General features: G+C 62.8%; 15 protein-coding genes. 11 read left to right on the top strand and 4 right to left on the bottom strand.

Annotated features, from left to right (window positions below; genetic code table 11):
* Positions 1-72: 72 nt before the first annotated feature.
* The 7 genes from AC0L2X_RS11300 (at position 73) to AC0L2X_RS11270 (ending at position 8120) form a co-directional block, all read left to right on the top strand.
* On the top strand, positions 73-942 hold the full coding sequence (locus AC0L2X_RS11300) for an outer membrane protein assembly factor BamD (RefSeq protein WP_254818981.1): 870 nt from the start codon (positions 73-75) through the stop codon (positions 940-942).
* Between the two features lie 13 nt (positions 943-955).
* On the top strand, positions 956-2629 hold the full coding sequence (gene recN, locus AC0L2X_RS11295) for a DNA repair protein RecN (protein ID WP_473557268.1): 1674 nt from the start codon (positions 956-958) through the stop codon (positions 2627-2629).
* A gap of 241 nt (positions 2630-2870) precedes the next feature.
* Positions 2871-5078: an NAD-dependent DNA ligase LigA gene (gene ligA / locus AC0L2X_RS11290; RefSeq protein ID WP_473599816.1), complete on the top strand. Its 2208-nt coding sequence runs from the start codon at positions 2871-2873 to the stop codon at positions 5076-5078.
* Complete coding sequence (locus AC0L2X_RS11285; protein ID WP_473599815.1) at positions 5078-5770, top strand: DUF2461 domain-containing protein; 693 nt, start codon at positions 5078-5080, stop codon at positions 5768-5770. Before ligA ends, AC0L2X_RS11285 begins: the two co-directional genes overlap by 1 nt.
* A gap of 121 nt (positions 5771-5891) precedes the next feature.
* Positions 5892-6620: an AzlC family ABC transporter permease gene (locus tag AC0L2X_RS11280; RefSeq protein WP_473599814.1), complete on the top strand. Its 729-nt coding sequence runs from the start codon at positions 5892-5894 to the stop codon at positions 6618-6620.
* Entirely contained in the window at positions 6617-6913 is a 297-nt protein-coding gene (locus tag AC0L2X_RS11275; RefSeq protein WP_473599813.1) for an AzlD family protein, read from the top strand. Before AC0L2X_RS11280 ends, AC0L2X_RS11275 begins: the two co-directional genes overlap by 4 nt.
* A gap of 316 nt (positions 6914-7229) precedes the next feature.
* A complete protein-coding gene (locus AC0L2X_RS11270; RefSeq protein WP_473599812.1) occupies positions 7230-8120 on the top strand; it encodes a LysR family transcriptional regulator in 891 nt (296 codons plus the stop codon).
* Here the strand turns inward: AC0L2X_RS11270 and AC0L2X_RS11265 are convergent.
* A complete protein-coding gene (locus tag AC0L2X_RS11265) occupies positions 8110-9954 on the bottom strand; it encodes an aminopeptidase P family protein (protein ID WP_473599811.1) in 1845 nt (614 codons plus the stop codon). The genes AC0L2X_RS11270 and AC0L2X_RS11265 overlap by 11 nt on opposite strands.
* Positions 9955-9990: 36 nt before the next feature.
* On the opposite strand from AC0L2X_RS11265, the gene AC0L2X_RS11260 reads away from it, so the two are divergent.
* A complete protein-coding gene (locus AC0L2X_RS11260) occupies positions 9991-10335 on the top strand; it encodes a hypothetical protein (protein WP_473599810.1) in 345 nt (114 codons plus the stop codon).
* Between the two features lie 39 nt (positions 10336-10374).
* On the opposite strand, the gene AC0L2X_RS11255 is transcribed toward AC0L2X_RS11260, so the two are convergent.
* Positions 10375-11247, bottom strand: coding sequence for a 50S ribosomal protein L11 methyltransferase (locus tag AC0L2X_RS11255; protein ID WP_473599809.1), 873 nt, complete (start codon positions 11245-11247; stop codon positions 10375-10377).
* A gap of 11 nt (positions 11248-11258) precedes the next feature.
* Positions 11259-11837, bottom strand: coding sequence for an SCO family protein (locus AC0L2X_RS11250; protein ID WP_473599808.1), 579 nt, complete (start codon positions 11835-11837; stop codon positions 11259-11261).
* Positions 11838-12040: 203 nt separating this feature from the next.
* Here AC0L2X_RS11250 and AC0L2X_RS11245 point away from each other — a divergent pair, with 203 nt between their 5' ends.
* The 3 genes from AC0L2X_RS11245 (at position 12041) to AC0L2X_RS11235 (ending at position 13782) form a co-directional block, all read left to right on the top strand.
* Positions 12041-12529 (top strand): CreA family protein, encoded by a 489-nt coding sequence (locus tag AC0L2X_RS11245; protein ID WP_352912770.1) that lies wholly within the window; start codon positions 12041-12043, stop codon positions 12527-12529.
* Between the two features lie 94 nt (positions 12530-12623).
* Complete coding sequence (locus AC0L2X_RS11240; protein WP_473599807.1) at positions 12624-13265, top strand: DapH/DapD/GlmU-related protein; 642 nt, start codon at positions 12624-12626, stop codon at positions 13263-13265.
* Between the two features lie 85 nt (positions 13266-13350).
* Positions 13351-13782: a low affinity iron permease family protein gene (locus tag AC0L2X_RS11235; protein WP_473599824.1), complete on the top strand. Its 432-nt coding sequence runs from the start codon at positions 13351-13353 to the stop codon at positions 13780-13782.
* 45 nt (positions 13783-13827) lie between these two features.
* Here AC0L2X_RS11235 and AC0L2X_RS11230 read toward each other — a convergent pair whose 3' ends face one another.
* Positions 13828-14691 carry an SDR family NAD(P)-dependent oxidoreductase gene (locus tag AC0L2X_RS11230; protein WP_473599806.1) on the bottom strand — a complete coding sequence of 288 codons (864 nt, stop codon included), beginning with the start codon at positions 14689-14691 and terminating at the stop codon, positions 13828-13830.
* Between the last annotated feature and the right edge of the window lie 84 nt (positions 14692-14775).

The raw sequence follows: 14775 nt of genomic DNA, 5'->3' as shown, positions 1-14775 counted from the left end.
GCCGGGCAAGGCAATTATGGTTTATGGCTGCTGCCGTTGACTGAAATGACGCCGAAAGGGCGGAATCCAAACATGTTTTTCAAGCGAGTTGGTCAATCGAAGGCGCTGCGGCGGGCTGTTTTCCTGGCGCTTTCGGTGGTCGTTCCATCGCTGTTTCTGTCGGCCTGCATGTCGTCCGAGAAGGACGTCGATCTATCGACCTATGTCGATCAGACCGAGCCGGCCGACGTGCTCTACAATCAGGGTCTCGCCAATCTGAATGCCGGGCGCCTGCAGGAGGCCAGCCGCAAGTTCGATGCCGTCGACCGCCAGCATCCCTATTCCGAATTCGCCCGCAAATCGATGGTGATGGGTGCCTTTGCCGACTACCGTCAGGGCAATTACGATGAGGCGATCGGTTCGGCCAAGCGCTACCTGACCCTTTACCCGTCGACCGACGATGCAGCCTATGCCCAGTATATTATCGGGCTGAGCTACTACCGCCAGATCAAGGACGTCACCCAGGACCAGAAGGAAGCGCGTCTTACCGCGCAGACGATGCAGGACCTGGTGACGCGCTGGCCGACTTCCGAATATGTCGACGATGCCAAGGAGAAGATCCGCTTCGCCAACGATCAGCTCGCCGGCAAGGAGATGCAGATCGGCCGCTACTATCTCGAGCGCCGCGAATACATCGCGGCCGTCAAACGGTTCCGCAACGTCGTGGAGAACTATTCCAACACCCGCCATGTCGAGGAGGCGCTGGCGCGCCTTACCGAGAGCTACTATGCGATGGGGCTGACGTCGGAAGCGCAGACCGCTGCGGCCGTGCTCGGCACCAACTATCCCGACAGCCAGTGGTACAAGGACTCCTACAAGCTCCTGCAGAGTGGTGGGCTCGAGCCGCGCGAGAATGCCGGATCGTGGATCTCCAAGGCCGGGAAGCTGATCACCGGCGCCTGAGCGGCGCGTCACCATGCTCTCCAGGCTGTCGATCCGCGATATCGTTCTGATCGAGAAGCTGGACATCGACTTCTCGTCCGGCCTTTCGGTCCTTACCGGCGAAACCGGCGCCGGAAAGTCCATCCTGCTCGACGCTTTGTCGCTGGCGCTTGGCGCCCGCGGCGACGCGTCGCTGGTGCGGCATGGCGCGGCACAGGGCCAGATCATCGCCGTGTTCGACGTGCCGCGCAACCACGTGGCTCGCATGCTGCTTGCCGAGAATGCCATCGAGGACGACGGCGACATCATCCTGCGCCGCGTCCAGACGGCGGACGGCCGTACGCGTGTGTTCGTCAACGACCAGCCGTCCAGCGTGACGCTGATGCGCGACATCGGCCGTGCGCTGGTCGAGATCCACGGCCAGCATGACGAGCGCGCTTTGGTCGATCCCGGCGCCCATCGCGAGTTGCTCGACAGTTTCGGCGGCCATCTCGGCGCTGCTCGGGCAACCGGCGAGGCGTGGCGGCATTGGCGTACCTGCGAGCAGGAATTTTCACGACACCGGGCCAAAGTCGAGGCAGCTGCCCGCGAGGCCGATTATCTGCGTGCAGCGGTCGCCGAATTGACCAGGCTCGATCCGCAGCCGGGCGAAGAGACGGAGCTGGCCGAACTGCGCGCCGCGATGATGCGAGCCGAAAAGATCGCCTCGGAAATCCACGATGCGCAGGATGTGCTCTCGGGTCCGTCCTCGCCCTTGCCGCAATTGGCCAGCCTGCTCAGGCGGCTGCAGCGCAAGGTGACCGAAGCGCCCGGGCTGCTCGAGGATGTCGTCAAATCGCTCGACGAGGCGATGCTGTCGCTCGACGCGGCGCAGTCGGGCGTGGAAGCAGCACTTCGCGCCACCGAATATGATCCGCAGCGGCTGGAAAAGGCTGAGGAGCGGCTGTTTTCGCTGCGTGCCGCCTCGCGCAAGCACAGCGTCGCCGTCGATGACCTGGCGCAATTGCGTGACACTATGGCTGCCGACCTTGCCGATCTCGATGCCGGCGAGGAACGCCTGCATGCGCTGGAGAAACAGGCTGCAGCGGCGCGCCAGGCCTATGACATTACGGCGGCCCAGCTGTCGTCGCTTCGCCATGCGGCGGCCGTGGGGCTGACCAAGGCGGTAGTGGCCGAACTGCCGGCGCTAAAACTCGAACGGGCCGAGTTCATCGTCGAGATCGCAAGCGATGCCGAAAGCCGCACCGAAGAAGGCATCGACCAGGTCGAGTTCTGGGTGCGCACCAATCCCGGCACCAGGCCCGGCCCAATGATGAAGGTCGCTTCCGGCGGCGAGCTTTCGCGCTTCCTGCTGGCGTTGAAGGTAGCACTCGCTGACCGGGGCTCGGCGCCGACCTTGGTCTTTGATGAAATCGACACCGGCGTCGGCGGCGCGGTTGCCGACGCCATCGGCCAGCGGCTGGCGCGGCTGGCAAAACGCGTGCAGGTGCTTTCGGTCACGCATGCACCGCAAGTGGCGGCGCGCGCGGCGACGCATTTCCTGATCTCCAAATCGGGCGGGGCCGACCGGGTCTCGACCGGCATCGCCGAGATGGACCGGGCGGCGCGGCAGGAAGAGATCGCACGCATGCTCGCCGGCGCCACCATCACCGACGAGGCGCGCGCGGCGGCCGAGCGGCTGCTGCGGGAGAACACCGCGGCAGCCTAGAGTGGTTTACCGTTTCACGGAAACGCCGAACCGCTCTATTTCTTCGTTCTGCGCAATTCCGGACGGAAAACCGTTTCACAGTTTTCCTGGAATTGCTCTAGACGAGTTCGTTTCCGGCGTTCGTGACCTGAGTCAGGGTCTGGCGCCATCCTGCTGTTCAGGAATGATTTTCCGTGTCTGGTCTCTCCCTCATGAAAGAATCCTGTTCTATTGTGTCGCGTCACCGTGGAGGGAGCAGTGCATGGACGAAAAACCAGTCGATTCGCTCAGCGAAAGCGAGGCGGCAAGCGAATTGAAGCGGTTGGCGCAGGAGATCGCCGAGCACGACCGGCGCTACCATGGCGAGGACGCGCCGATAATCACGGATGCGGAATATGACGCGCTGACCCGGCGCAATCTCGCCATCGAGCAGCGGTTTCCGCATCTCGTGCGCGAGGATTCGCCCTCACGCAGGGTCGGCGCGCCGCCGGCGGAAGGTTTTGCCAAGGTGCGCCACGCGGTGCCGATGCTCAGCCTCGCCAAGGCCTATACCGACCAGGACGTCGCGGACTTCATAGAACGGGGCCGGCGATTCTTTGACCGCGACAAGGATCTGAACATCGCCTTCACGGCTGAGCCGAAGATCGACGGGCTATCGGCTTCCCTGCGGTATGAAGGCGGTGCGTTCGTACAGGGGGCAACGCGCGGCGACGGTTTCGTCGGCGAGGACATCACCGCCAATCTCAAGACCATCGCCGACATTCCCAAGACCTTGAAGGGATCGGACTGGCCCGAGGTCATCGAAATACGCGGTGAGGTCTACATGACCTACGCGGAATTCGAGGCGCTGAAGCAACGTTCGGCGGCGATCGGCGGCCAGGATTACGTCAATCCGCGCAATACGGCGGCCGGGTCGCTCCGTCAGAAGGACCCGTCCGTTACCGCCAGCCGCAACCTCAAATTCTTTGCCTACGCCTGGGGCTATACCACAAAGGATCCGGCTCCGACCCAATACGATTCCGTGCAGAAATTCGCGGAGTGGGGATTCAAGGTCAGTCCGCTGATGGTCCGGGCAAAGTCGGTCGAGGAACTGGTCGCGCATTATCACCTAATCGAGACCCAGCGCTCATCGCTGGGCTACGACATCGACGGCGTCGTCTACAAGGTGGACCAGTTGGAATTGCAGCGCAGATGGGGCTTCGTCACCGGCGAACCACGCTGGGCCATCGCCCACAAATTTCCGGCCGAACAGGCGATGACGACCGTGCTGAGGATCGACATTCAGGTCGGCCGTACCGGTACGCTTGCGCCCGTTGCCCGGCTTGCGCCCGTCACGGTCGGCGGCGTCGTGGTCGAAAATGTCACGCTTCATAACGAAGATTACATCAAGGGTCTGGACAGCAACGGCCAGCCGATCCGCGACGGCTATGACGTGCGTATCGGCGACACAGTGGTCATCCAGCGGGCAGGGGACGTCATTCCGCAGATCGTGAGCGTCGTAGCCGACAAGCGTCCGCCAGATGCCATGCCCTACGAATTCCCGCACAAATGTCCGATCTGCGGCTCACCCGCGACGCGCGAGATCAACGAGAAGACCGGCAAGGAAGATTCCCGCCGACGTTGCACCGGCGAACTGATCTGCCCTGCGCAGGCCGTGGAAGGATTGCGCCACTTTGTGTCGCGCGGCGCCATGGATATCGAAGGCCTGGGCGCCGAAAACATAGACCTGTTCTTCAATGCCGGGTTGGTCAAGACAGCCGCCGATATCTTCACTCTCCGGGACCGCCGTCCCGCCGTCACCAAGGCGCTGGCGGAACGGCGGGAGGAGCAGGCAAGGCAGCGTGAGGCCGCATCGGGCAAGACGCGCAAGAATGTACGCAGTGTCGAGGAACGCAACTACGACGGCCTCGACAAGCTCTTCGCTGCCATCGACGCTCGCCGCGAACCGGAACTCGATCGCTTCATCTTTGCGCTGGGCATCCGCCATATCGGCGAAACGACAGCCGCTGTGCTGGCCCGAACCTTCTCGACGATCGAGGAGTTGATCCGCATTGGCAAGGAGACAGCAGCGGCAGCCGATCCACACACCGTTTTTCCTTCGATCAACGGCATCGGCGATACGGTGATAGGCGCGCTTCGCGATTTCTTCGGCAATGAACGCAACGACGCCGTGCTTGAAGCGCTGCTCACACAGGTCCACCCGAAGCCGTACATTGTGAACGTCTCAGCCGATAGTGCGGTCGCCGGCAAGACAATCGTGTTTACAGGCACGCTGGAAAAGATGACGCGCCCGGAGGCCAAGGCGATGGCCGAACGTCTAGGCGCGAAGGTCGCCGGCTCGGTTTCCGCGAAGACCGATCTCCTCGTGGCAGGGCCAGGCGCCGGTTCCAAGCTGAAAGATGCGACCAAATTCGGCATCGAGGTGATCGACGAGGACACCTGGCTGCAGCGGATCGGCAAGGGCGGGTGATGGCGGCTGCGTTCAACGGTTTTGGGCAAAAGGCCATTCCCTTCCTCAAGGCGCTGGATTTTCATCAGAGCCGGGAGTGGTTTTTGGAAAACCGCGACCTTTTCGAACGCGACCTGCGCGATCCCTTCGGCGATCTGGTGGAAACGCTCTCCGAGCGCTTCACGGCCGCGGGGCTCGGCCTGCGCGGCGACCGCAAGAAATCGCTGTTCCGAATTAATCGCGATGTGCGTTTCGCCAAGGACAAACGGCCTTATAACCGGCATTTGTCGGCGATCCTTTCGCCAGACGGCACCAAGATGGAACAGGGCGTGTTTTACGTCCATATCGGGCTCGAGCGCTGCTTTGCCGCCGTTGCCTGGTGGCAGCCCGGACCCGAGCTATTGCTGGCGCTGCGCAACGCGATCGCGAAACGGCCCGCTGAATTCCGCGCCCTCGTCGCGGCGCTGAAGAAGAACGGCCTCGAGCTTGATCCGGACGGCTGCATGAAGCGCACGCCGCGTGGCTTCGAGCATATCGCCGAGCCCGATCTCGCTGCCGCGATCCGCAACCGGCATTTTGCCGTCCGGCACGCAATCGAGCCCGCGGATATCTACGGAGCTGGATTGGTCGACGAACTCGTCGACTTCGTCATGCGGGCAAAACCGCTCCTCGACTGGGGCAGGGCGATCGAAGGCAACGCTTCGCCGCGCTAGGCACTGGAGCGCACTTGCCCGCGCGCCTCAGCCATCACTTCCGCTGATCGTTTGCCTCAAGCGAATTGGTGTGACAAGCCGGACCGCCCTCCCTACATAGGCCCTTCCCGAGGAGCGGTCGATGTCGGCGGAAGCAATCTCCGAAAACAGTGCGAAAAGCGATTTCTGGGACGGCGTGCGGCTCAGCATGCCCGTCGTGGTCGCGTCGGCACCGTTTGCGTTGCTGTTCGGGGCGCTCGCAGTCGATAACGGGTTTTCCGTGCTCGAAGCGTTCCTGATGAGCGCAACGGTGTTCGGCGGCGCCAGCCAGATGGTCGGCATCGAGCTGTTCGGCCAGCATGTCGCGCCGTGGCTGATCGTGCTGTCGATCTTCGCCGTGAATTTTCGCCATGTGCTCTATTCGGCCGATATCGGCCGGCGCATCGCGCATTGGCCACTGATGCAGCAGGCGATAGGCTACTTCGTGCTTACCGATCCGCAGTTCGCGGTGGCCGAGCGCAAGGCGGAGGCCGGCGACACCGTCGGGTTCACCTGGTATATGGGGCTTGGGCTGCCGGTCTATGTGTTCTGGATCATCGAAAGCGCGCTCGGCGCGATGTTCGGCAAGCTTATTCCCGACACCCATGCGCTGGGCATCGATTTCCTGCTGCCGATCTATTTTCTCGGCCTGGTCATGAGCTTCCGCAAGCGGCCGCTGTGGCTGCCGGTGGTCGTCGCCAGCGCTGCCGCCTCCATCATTGCCTACAAGACGGTCGGCTCGCCCTGGCATGTCTCCATAGGTGCGCTGGCCGGCGTGCTGCTCGCCGTCATCCTGCCGCCCCGCCACTGCGGCGTGGAGGCACGGCCATGAGCACGACCTTGTGGATCATCATCGCCGCTTCGATCGCGACCTATCTGACCCGCATCGGCGGTCATCTGGTGATCTCTCGCTTCGATCATATCCATCCGCGCGTCGACGCAGGGCTCAGCGCCGTGCCGGCGGCGGTGCTGACTACGCTGGTGGCGCCGGCGGCGCTCAGCGCCGGGCCGGCGGAATGGGCAGCTTTGATCGTTGCCGGCCTTGTCTCACTGCGCGGCGGTCTGATGGCGATGTTCCTGGCGGGTGCTGCCGTGCTGATCCTCGCGCGGCAGCTCGTCGGCTGATCGACTTTTGCCTTGGCGGCGAGAGCACACATGCGCTTTACCGCAGCTACTATTGCCGGGCCGACCCGCAACAGGCTCAGCCGGATCGCCTCCGCTCTCTCCTGGTGGGCGCAACGCACGGCGTCGCTATAGAGCGCTTCGCGCTGCTTCGGCGTCAATGCGCTTAGATCGATCGGCTGGATGCCGAAGGGCTCACGCGACATTTCCATCTCCCCTGGTTTGCCGTGTTGATCGGCAGCTACACCGGCGATTTACGGGAAAGGCATAATCAGTTAAAATGAATAATTAAGATCGTTATGTTCTCCAGGAGAGATGTATGGATTTGGCCGATCTGCGCATCTTCCGCACGGTGGTGCGCGAGGGCGGAATCACCAGGGCAGCGGAAAAACTGTTTCGCGTGCAGTCGAACGTGACCACACGCATCCGGCAGCTCGAGGAGGATCTCGGCGTGCAGCTGTTTATCCGGGAGGGCAAGCGCCTGCACGTATCGCCGGCCGGTCACAAATTGGTCGGCTATGCGGATCGGCTGCTGGCGCTGGCGGAGGAGGCGCGAGCGGCGATGCTCGATCCACGCCCGCGTGGCACGCTTCGCCTAGGTGCCATGGAGAGCACCGCCGCGGCCCGGCTTCCAAGTCTGCTCGCCGATTATCACGCACGTTATCCCGAAGTGGAAATCCAGTTGCGCACCGGCAATCCGCAGGTTCTCGCGACCGCCATGCTTGCCGGCGAACTCGATGCAGCCTTTGCCGCCGAGCCGATCGCCGACGCTCCGTTCGAAAAGCAGTCAGCATTCCAGGAGCAGCTGGTCATTGTCTCGGCCGCATCGCGCGTCTCGATCGACGACCGTCTGGACATGCCCAAAACCATGATAGCCTTCGAGCACGGCTGCCCGCACCGCAAGCGGCTGGAACAATGGTATGCGCGCAGAGGGTTCATGGCCGAGAAAACCATCGAGCTTGGTTCATACCATGCCATCCTTGGTTGCGTGGTGGCTGGCATGGGCATAGCGCTGATGCCGAAAAGTGTGCTTTCGGGCTTCCCGGAGAGCCGCTGGCTAAAGCTGCACGAACTGCCCGCTGACGAAGACAACGCCATCACGGTGTTGTTCTGGCGCAAGGGAGCCGGTTCTCCTAACGTCACGGCTTTGCAGGAACTGCTTGCGGAGCAAAGCCTGTCAACCGGCGTTGCGACCGCGGCTATTGCTTGAAGTCGTGCGGCAGCGGGGCGGTTGCTTTTTCCAGCCAGGCCAGCGTTTCGCCGTCGAGCATCGGTCCGATCTCGGCCAGCACCCGCGCATGGTATTCGTCGAGCCAATGGAGCTCGTCACGGGTTAAGAGGTCCGATCGGACCAGCCGCTTGTCGATCGGGGCCAGCGTCAGTGTCTCGAAGCCATGCATGGCGATGTCGCCGCCCTCGATTGTCTCGGCCGGCGTCACCAGGACCAGGTTTTCGATGCGGATGCCGTAAGAACCTTCCTTGTAATAGCCGGGCTCATTGGAGACGATCATGCCGGCCAGCAGCTTTTCGGTGCCGGTCTTGGCGATACGCTGCGGTCCCTCATGCACGGCAAGATAAGAGCCGACACCGTGTCCGGTGCCATGGGCGAAGTCGCATCCGTGTCTCCATAGCGCCAGGCGGGCTACGGCATCGATTTCGGAGCCGCGCGTGCCTTGCGGGAAGCGCAGCATGGAGATGCCGATCATGCCTTTCAGCACCAGCGTGAAGCGTTCGCGCATCTCCTCGGTCGGCGTGCCAATCGGAACCGTGCGGGTGATGTCGGTGGTGCCGTCCTGGTACTGCCCGCCGGAGTCGAGCAGGAACAGCTCGCCATCCCCCAGCTTGCGATTGGTGGCGCGGGAGACGCGGTAGTGCATGATGGCGCCGTTAGGACCAGCGCCGGAGATGGTGTCGAACGACACGTCGCGCAGCGGCATTTGCGTTTCTTGGCCGGTCTGACGGCGCGTCTCCTCAAGCCTGGTGACAACGGCGATTTCATCGAGCGTGCCGGGCTTCTGGCGGTCGAGCCAGCACAGCAGCTTGGCGACCGCAGCGCCGTCGCGGCGATGCGCAGCGCGTGCGCCGGCGATCTCAGCTTTGTTCTTTGTTGCGCGTGGAATGCGGGCCGGATCGGGCACGGCAATGACGGTGCCGCCATTATCCTCGACCAGCATTCTGAGCTTGTCCGCTGCGAGAACCGGGTCCAGCGCGATTTTTGCGCCGCCCTTGGCCCGGGTGACGATTGCCGTTTCGAATTCACCTGGTTCGTGCAATTCGGCGAGCTGCGTCAGGTAGGCCGCGACGGTGCGCGAAAACTTACGCTGGTCCATGAAAAGCAGATGCGAGCCGTCGGCGGCGAGCACGGCAAAGCCGAGCGCCAGCGGTGTGTGCGGTACGTCGCCGCCACGGATGTCGAAGGCCCAGGCAATGGAGGAGGGGTCGGTCAGCACGGCATGGGTGGCGCCGTCCTTCGCGATGGCCGCCGCCAGCCGCGCCAGCTTGTCCTTGGCCAGTTCGCCGGCAAAGCCGATCGGGTGGATCTCGACCAGCGCCAGTGGCGGCCCGGGCTGGTCCTGCCAGATTGCGTCGATCGGATTTTCTTCGAGCGGCACCAGTATCGCGCCGGATTTCTCGGCCGAGGCTTTCAGCGCCTTGACGTCACTGATCGTATGCAGCCACGGATCGAAGCCCAACCGCACGCCCTTACCGAGATTGTCCTTGATCCAGTTGGCCGGCGGGTTGTCGACAAGGCTCTCGATCGAAAAGATGTCGAGATCGACTTCCTGGCGCACCTGCAGCGTGTAGCGCCCGTCGACAAACATGACGGCGCGCTCGCCAAGCACAATGGCGACGCCGGCCGAGCCGCTGAAGCCGGTCAGCCATTTCAGCCGTGCCGAGCGGTCGGCGACATATTCGCCCTGGTGTTCGTCGGCGCGAGGCACGATGAAGCCATCCAGCCCGTTCGCCGCCAACCATTGGCGCAGCATTGCCACGCGCGGCTTGCCAACGGCCGGATCGCCGGCGGAATCGAAGGTCTGGAACATGTCGGCTCTCCTCGAATGCTGGCGCGACCGTAGCGCATGACTTCGAAAATCGGAATCGATTTTCGGACCGATCGTGGCTGGCCGCTACAGTGTCTTTTTGCGCATGGAGGCCATGCAGAATCGGCGATTTCAAAAAGCGTCAGCAGGGCTTACCTTCTTCACGTGGAGGAAGAGTCCTATTGCCCTGCAAAGGAGACTGTCATGTCCACGATTTCAGCCAGACGCGGATTTTTCAGAAACGCTGTGAACGCGCTGATCGAAGCTCGCCAGCGCGAAGCGAGCCGGTATGTGAGCGGCGTTCTGCTTGGCTTTGACGACGAAACGCTGAAAGCTCACGGCTACGATCGCGAACAGCTGAAGAAAGCGGCGAACTCGCGCTAGGTCCGAGCTGATTCCGGCTTGCGCTGAAAGCGCTATTCCTCAGCGCTTGAGGTGAATCGTCACCCAGCCCTCGCGGTGCAAGGTGCGGACGTGCCGGAATTTCTGGCCGATATAGGCTGCGATTACCGCGTCGCGCTGGCGCTCGAGGATGCCCGACAAAACGATCGAGCCACCAAGCGCGATATGTCCGGCCATTTGCGGCGCCAGCCGCATCAGCGGCCGCGCCAATATATTGGCGACGATCAGGTCGAAGGGCGCACGCGCGGCAAAGATCGGATGATGAAAACCGGGTGCCGCCATTGTTTCAATGAGCCCCTTGACCTGGTTCAGCCGCGCATTGGCGGCGGCCACCTTGACGGCGACCGGGTCGATGTCGGTCGCCAGCACCCGAATATGCGCGAGCTTGGCCACCGCGATGGCGAGCACCGCGCTGCCGGTGCCAAGGTCGAGCGCGTTGCGCGGATGCTCGCGCCGTACGACCTGCTCCAGCATTTCGAGGCAGCCGGCGGTGGTGCCGTGATGGCCGGTACCAAAGGCAAGGCCGGCCTCGATCTCGATGGCGAGCTCGCCGCTGTGGCGCTTCCTGCGGTCATGCGCGCCATGGACGAAGAAGCGCCCGGCCCGCACCGGCTTCAATCCCTCTAGCGAGCGCGCCACCCAATCGATGTCGGGCAGCGCTTCGCGCGCTATCGATTTCGACAGCGACAGTCCGGCAAGGATGTCCCTAAGCCGCGCCTCGACCGCATCGACGTCGTCGTCGGCATAGAGCGATACTTCGTGGATGTCGCGGTCCTCATCGACCTCGAGCACCGCAACCGGCAGGGCCTCATCATCGAACGCCGCACCGAGCGCCGCGAAGATGCGATCGGCCTCGATCTTGCCCGCGGTGAAATACAAACGCGTCTGCGTCATTACCGGATGTGTCAACCTTCCGCCGCCAGCCGCTTGAGCTTGGCGATGGCGGCGTCCGGGCTTTCGCCATAGGCAATGGTGCCGGCGAAATCGCCCTTGGCATTGAGCAGCAGCACCGAAGCGGTGTGGTCCATCGTGTAGTCGCCATCGTTCGTGTCGACTTTCTTCCAGTAGATGCCGAACGACTTGGCCATGGCGTGGACCTTATCCGGATCGCCTGATATGCCGAGGATGCGATCGGAGAAATTGCTGACATAGGTGTTCATGATTTCGGGCGTATCGCGCTCCGGGTCGACCGTAACGAAATAGGCGCGCAGGTTCTTGCCGTCGTCGCCCATCGTCTTCAGCCAGCCGGCCAACTCGAAAAGCGTGGTCGGGCAGACTTCCGGACAGTGCGTGAAGCCGAAGAAGACGACGCTGGGGTGGCCGCGAAAGGCGGCTTCGGTGACCGGCGTGCCCTTCTGGTCGACCAGCGTGAAAGGTGCTCCGAACGGCTCGCCGCCATAATGTCCGCGGTACCAGTCGAAGGTGAGCCAACCGATTCCTGCGGCCATCAGGACGAGAATACCGACCAGAATTGAACGCATCATCAGTGAAGTCCGTCGTTATTTCCATCGGGCGCCGGGTTGGCGCCGTAAGCCCTGGCTTGGCGAACACTCTTAGCGGTTCGGTCGCGCCGACGCAAAGATGTCGCGTTGCCGCAACCGGCAATGCTGTGGGAGGCGATCTGCTTGCAAAGCGCTGCCGTTCGTCCCACCTGAGGTCGGCAAAATTCGAACCGCAGGAGGCCTCTTTGCGAAAACTGATTGGCGGCGCGTTGGCCGCATGCCTGGTCATTGGTGCCGGCTCGGCCGTCGCCGAGGAAGTCGGCAAGGTCGGCGTCGATTGGCTCGGCAACGACATCATCGTCGAGGCGATCAAGGATCCGAAGGTCGAGGGCGTGACCTGCCACGTCTCCTATTTCGACCGTGGGGTGATCGACCGCCTGCAGAAAGGCAACTGGTTCGAGGACCCGTCCGATTCCTCGATCTCCTGCCGCCAGACCGGGCCGATCACCATTGGCGACATCGACATGAGCGAGGCCGGCGAGGAGGTGTTCAAGCAAGGCATCAGCCTGATCTGGAAAAAGCAGGTGGTGAACCGCATCTACGACAAGGCCAACGAAACGCTGATCTACCTGTCGCATTCGCGCCAGGTGCAGGATGGCTCGGCAAAAATGTCGGTCACCACTGTGCCGCTCTACGGCCAGAACGTGGTGTGGACCAGCGGCAAGCCGAAATAGAGACTTAAGGTGCTACAGGGTCCTTGGCGCCCAAACGGATGTGCGGCGCTGCACTCGGCTTGCGAGACTATGCGCGCGGGCGTAAAGCGCCCGCATGGACCGTCCCGAACACCTTGTCCTGAAAGATCCCGAGCCGCGCATCCATCCGACGGCCGAGTTGAAGGCGTGCAAGCTTGGACGCTACGCGTCGATCGGCGAGCGGGTCATCCTGCGCGAGGTGACGGTCGGCGACTTCTCCTACTTCGAGCGCCATGCCGAGGCGATCTATACGACGATCGGCAAATTCTGCTCGATCGCCGCCAACAGCCGCATCAATGCGCTGGAGCATCCGGTCGAGCGGCTGACGCAGCACAAGATCAGCTATCGGCCCAACGAATATTTCCGCTGGCTGGGTGTCGATCAGGCGTTCCGCGACCGGCGGCGGGCGAAAGCCGTCAGCATCGGCCATGATGTCTGGATCGGCCATGGCGCCGTGATCATGCCTGGCATAGTGATCGGCAATGGCGCGATCGTCGGTGCCAACGCGGTGGTGACGCGCGACGTGCCGGCCTATGCGATCGTCGCCGGCGTTCCGGCCAGGCCAGTGCGGCAGCGCTTCAGCGCGGAAACTGCGGCACGGATCGAACGTCTTGCCTGGTGGGACTGGCCGGTCGAGAAACTGGCCAGGGCAGTCCCCGACATGCAGGTCTTGCCCATCGAGGCTTTCCTCGACCGCTGGGAAAACGACGCCACCTGATCTTTGCAAGCGCGGCGCGCGCGGTTTGACCGTGAATTCCACCTCACAGGGAACTCGAGGGAGCTGCCGATTGTTTCTCCCTGCCATGATCGAGAAGCTGTTCACCAGGATCGCCAACTATGTCGCCCATCTTGCCGGTCTGCCGCCGACGTTTGCCGTCTGTTTCCTGATCATTGTGGTCTGGGCGGTAAGCGGTCCGGCCTTCGGCTTTTCCGACACCTGGCAACTCGTCATCAATACCGGCACCACGATCGTCACCTTCCTGATGGTGTTTCTCATCCAAAACACCCAGAACCGCGACAGTGCAGCGATCCAGGCCAAGCTCGACGAGTTGATCCGCGTCAGCAAAGCCAAGAATACCTTTATCGGCATCGAACACCTGACCGAATCCGAAGTCGAGGAAATCCGCGCCAAATGTGAACGTGCGGCGAAGCGGCACGACGAACAGATCGCCGACATGGCCGCAGCCAAAGCGGTGGCTAAGAAGCGCAACGCGAAGAAGCACACGGCGGCGTGAGCGAGCTTGTTGTTCGGCTTCCCAACAGCGCGAATGGTCGCGGGATCATTTCATGAATGCTGCAAAGGCTTCCTTGTAGTCCGGGTGCCAGCGCGACAGAGCGGGGCGGTTCTCGATGATGTCGCCAATCGCCCAGGCCATGCGCTTTTCGTCCATGGACCGGGTCGCCTCGTTATCGGGACACAGGATGTAGAAATCGCCGCGCAGCAGCGAGGCTAGCATGAAGTCGATGACCTGCTCGCCCGTCCAGGCGCCGGCCGGCTTTTCGGTCGCACCTTCGGTTAGGCCGGTAAAAGTGAACCCGGGAATGAGCAAATGCGCCGCGACACTGGCGCCGGGCTCGTTACGCAGCGCGTGTGCAAGGCCCTCGGTATAGGTCTTCACGCCAGCCTTGGAGACGTTGTAGGCGAGGTTGCCGGGCGGCGTGGTGATGCCTTGCTTGGAGCCGGTGTTGACGATCAGGCCCGGTTTTCCCGCCGCCAGCATGCCCGGCGCGAACGCCTCGACGCCATGCACGACACCCCAGAAATTGATGTCCAGCAGTCGCTTCCAGGCGTCACGGTTCTCCCACGGCTTGCCGGGGTTGTTGCCAACGCCGGCATTGTTCATCAGCAGCGAGACGTCGCCGAAAGTGCCGGATGTCCTTTCGGCCAGCCGGTCGAGTTCGTCGGCTTTCGAGACGTCGGTGGCGACGGCAAGCACGGCGCTGTCGCCGGCGATAGCGGCGACGGCGTGCCGGGCCTCATCGAGGCGTGCGCCGGCGATATCGGCCAGCACGATCTTCATTCCCATCGCCGCCAGCCGTTTGGCCGCGGCAAGGCCGATGCCGCTGGCCGCGCCGGTGATGACGGCGACATTACCGGAGGCAAATGCGGGCAGGGCGGTCTGGATCTCGGCGTCGGTGGTCATGATTTTCTCCTGTTCTGGCCGCGGCGAACTTAGCGCGGAAAGAGGCTCGCGCAAGACGGTGCAGGCATCTTCGGGTTGACCGCG

The sequence above is a fragment of the Mesorhizobium sp. WSM4828 genome, assembly GCF_055811175.1.
Note: the sequence above shows the minus strand (reverse complement) of the source record. Positions and strands in the feature narration are given on the sequence as shown.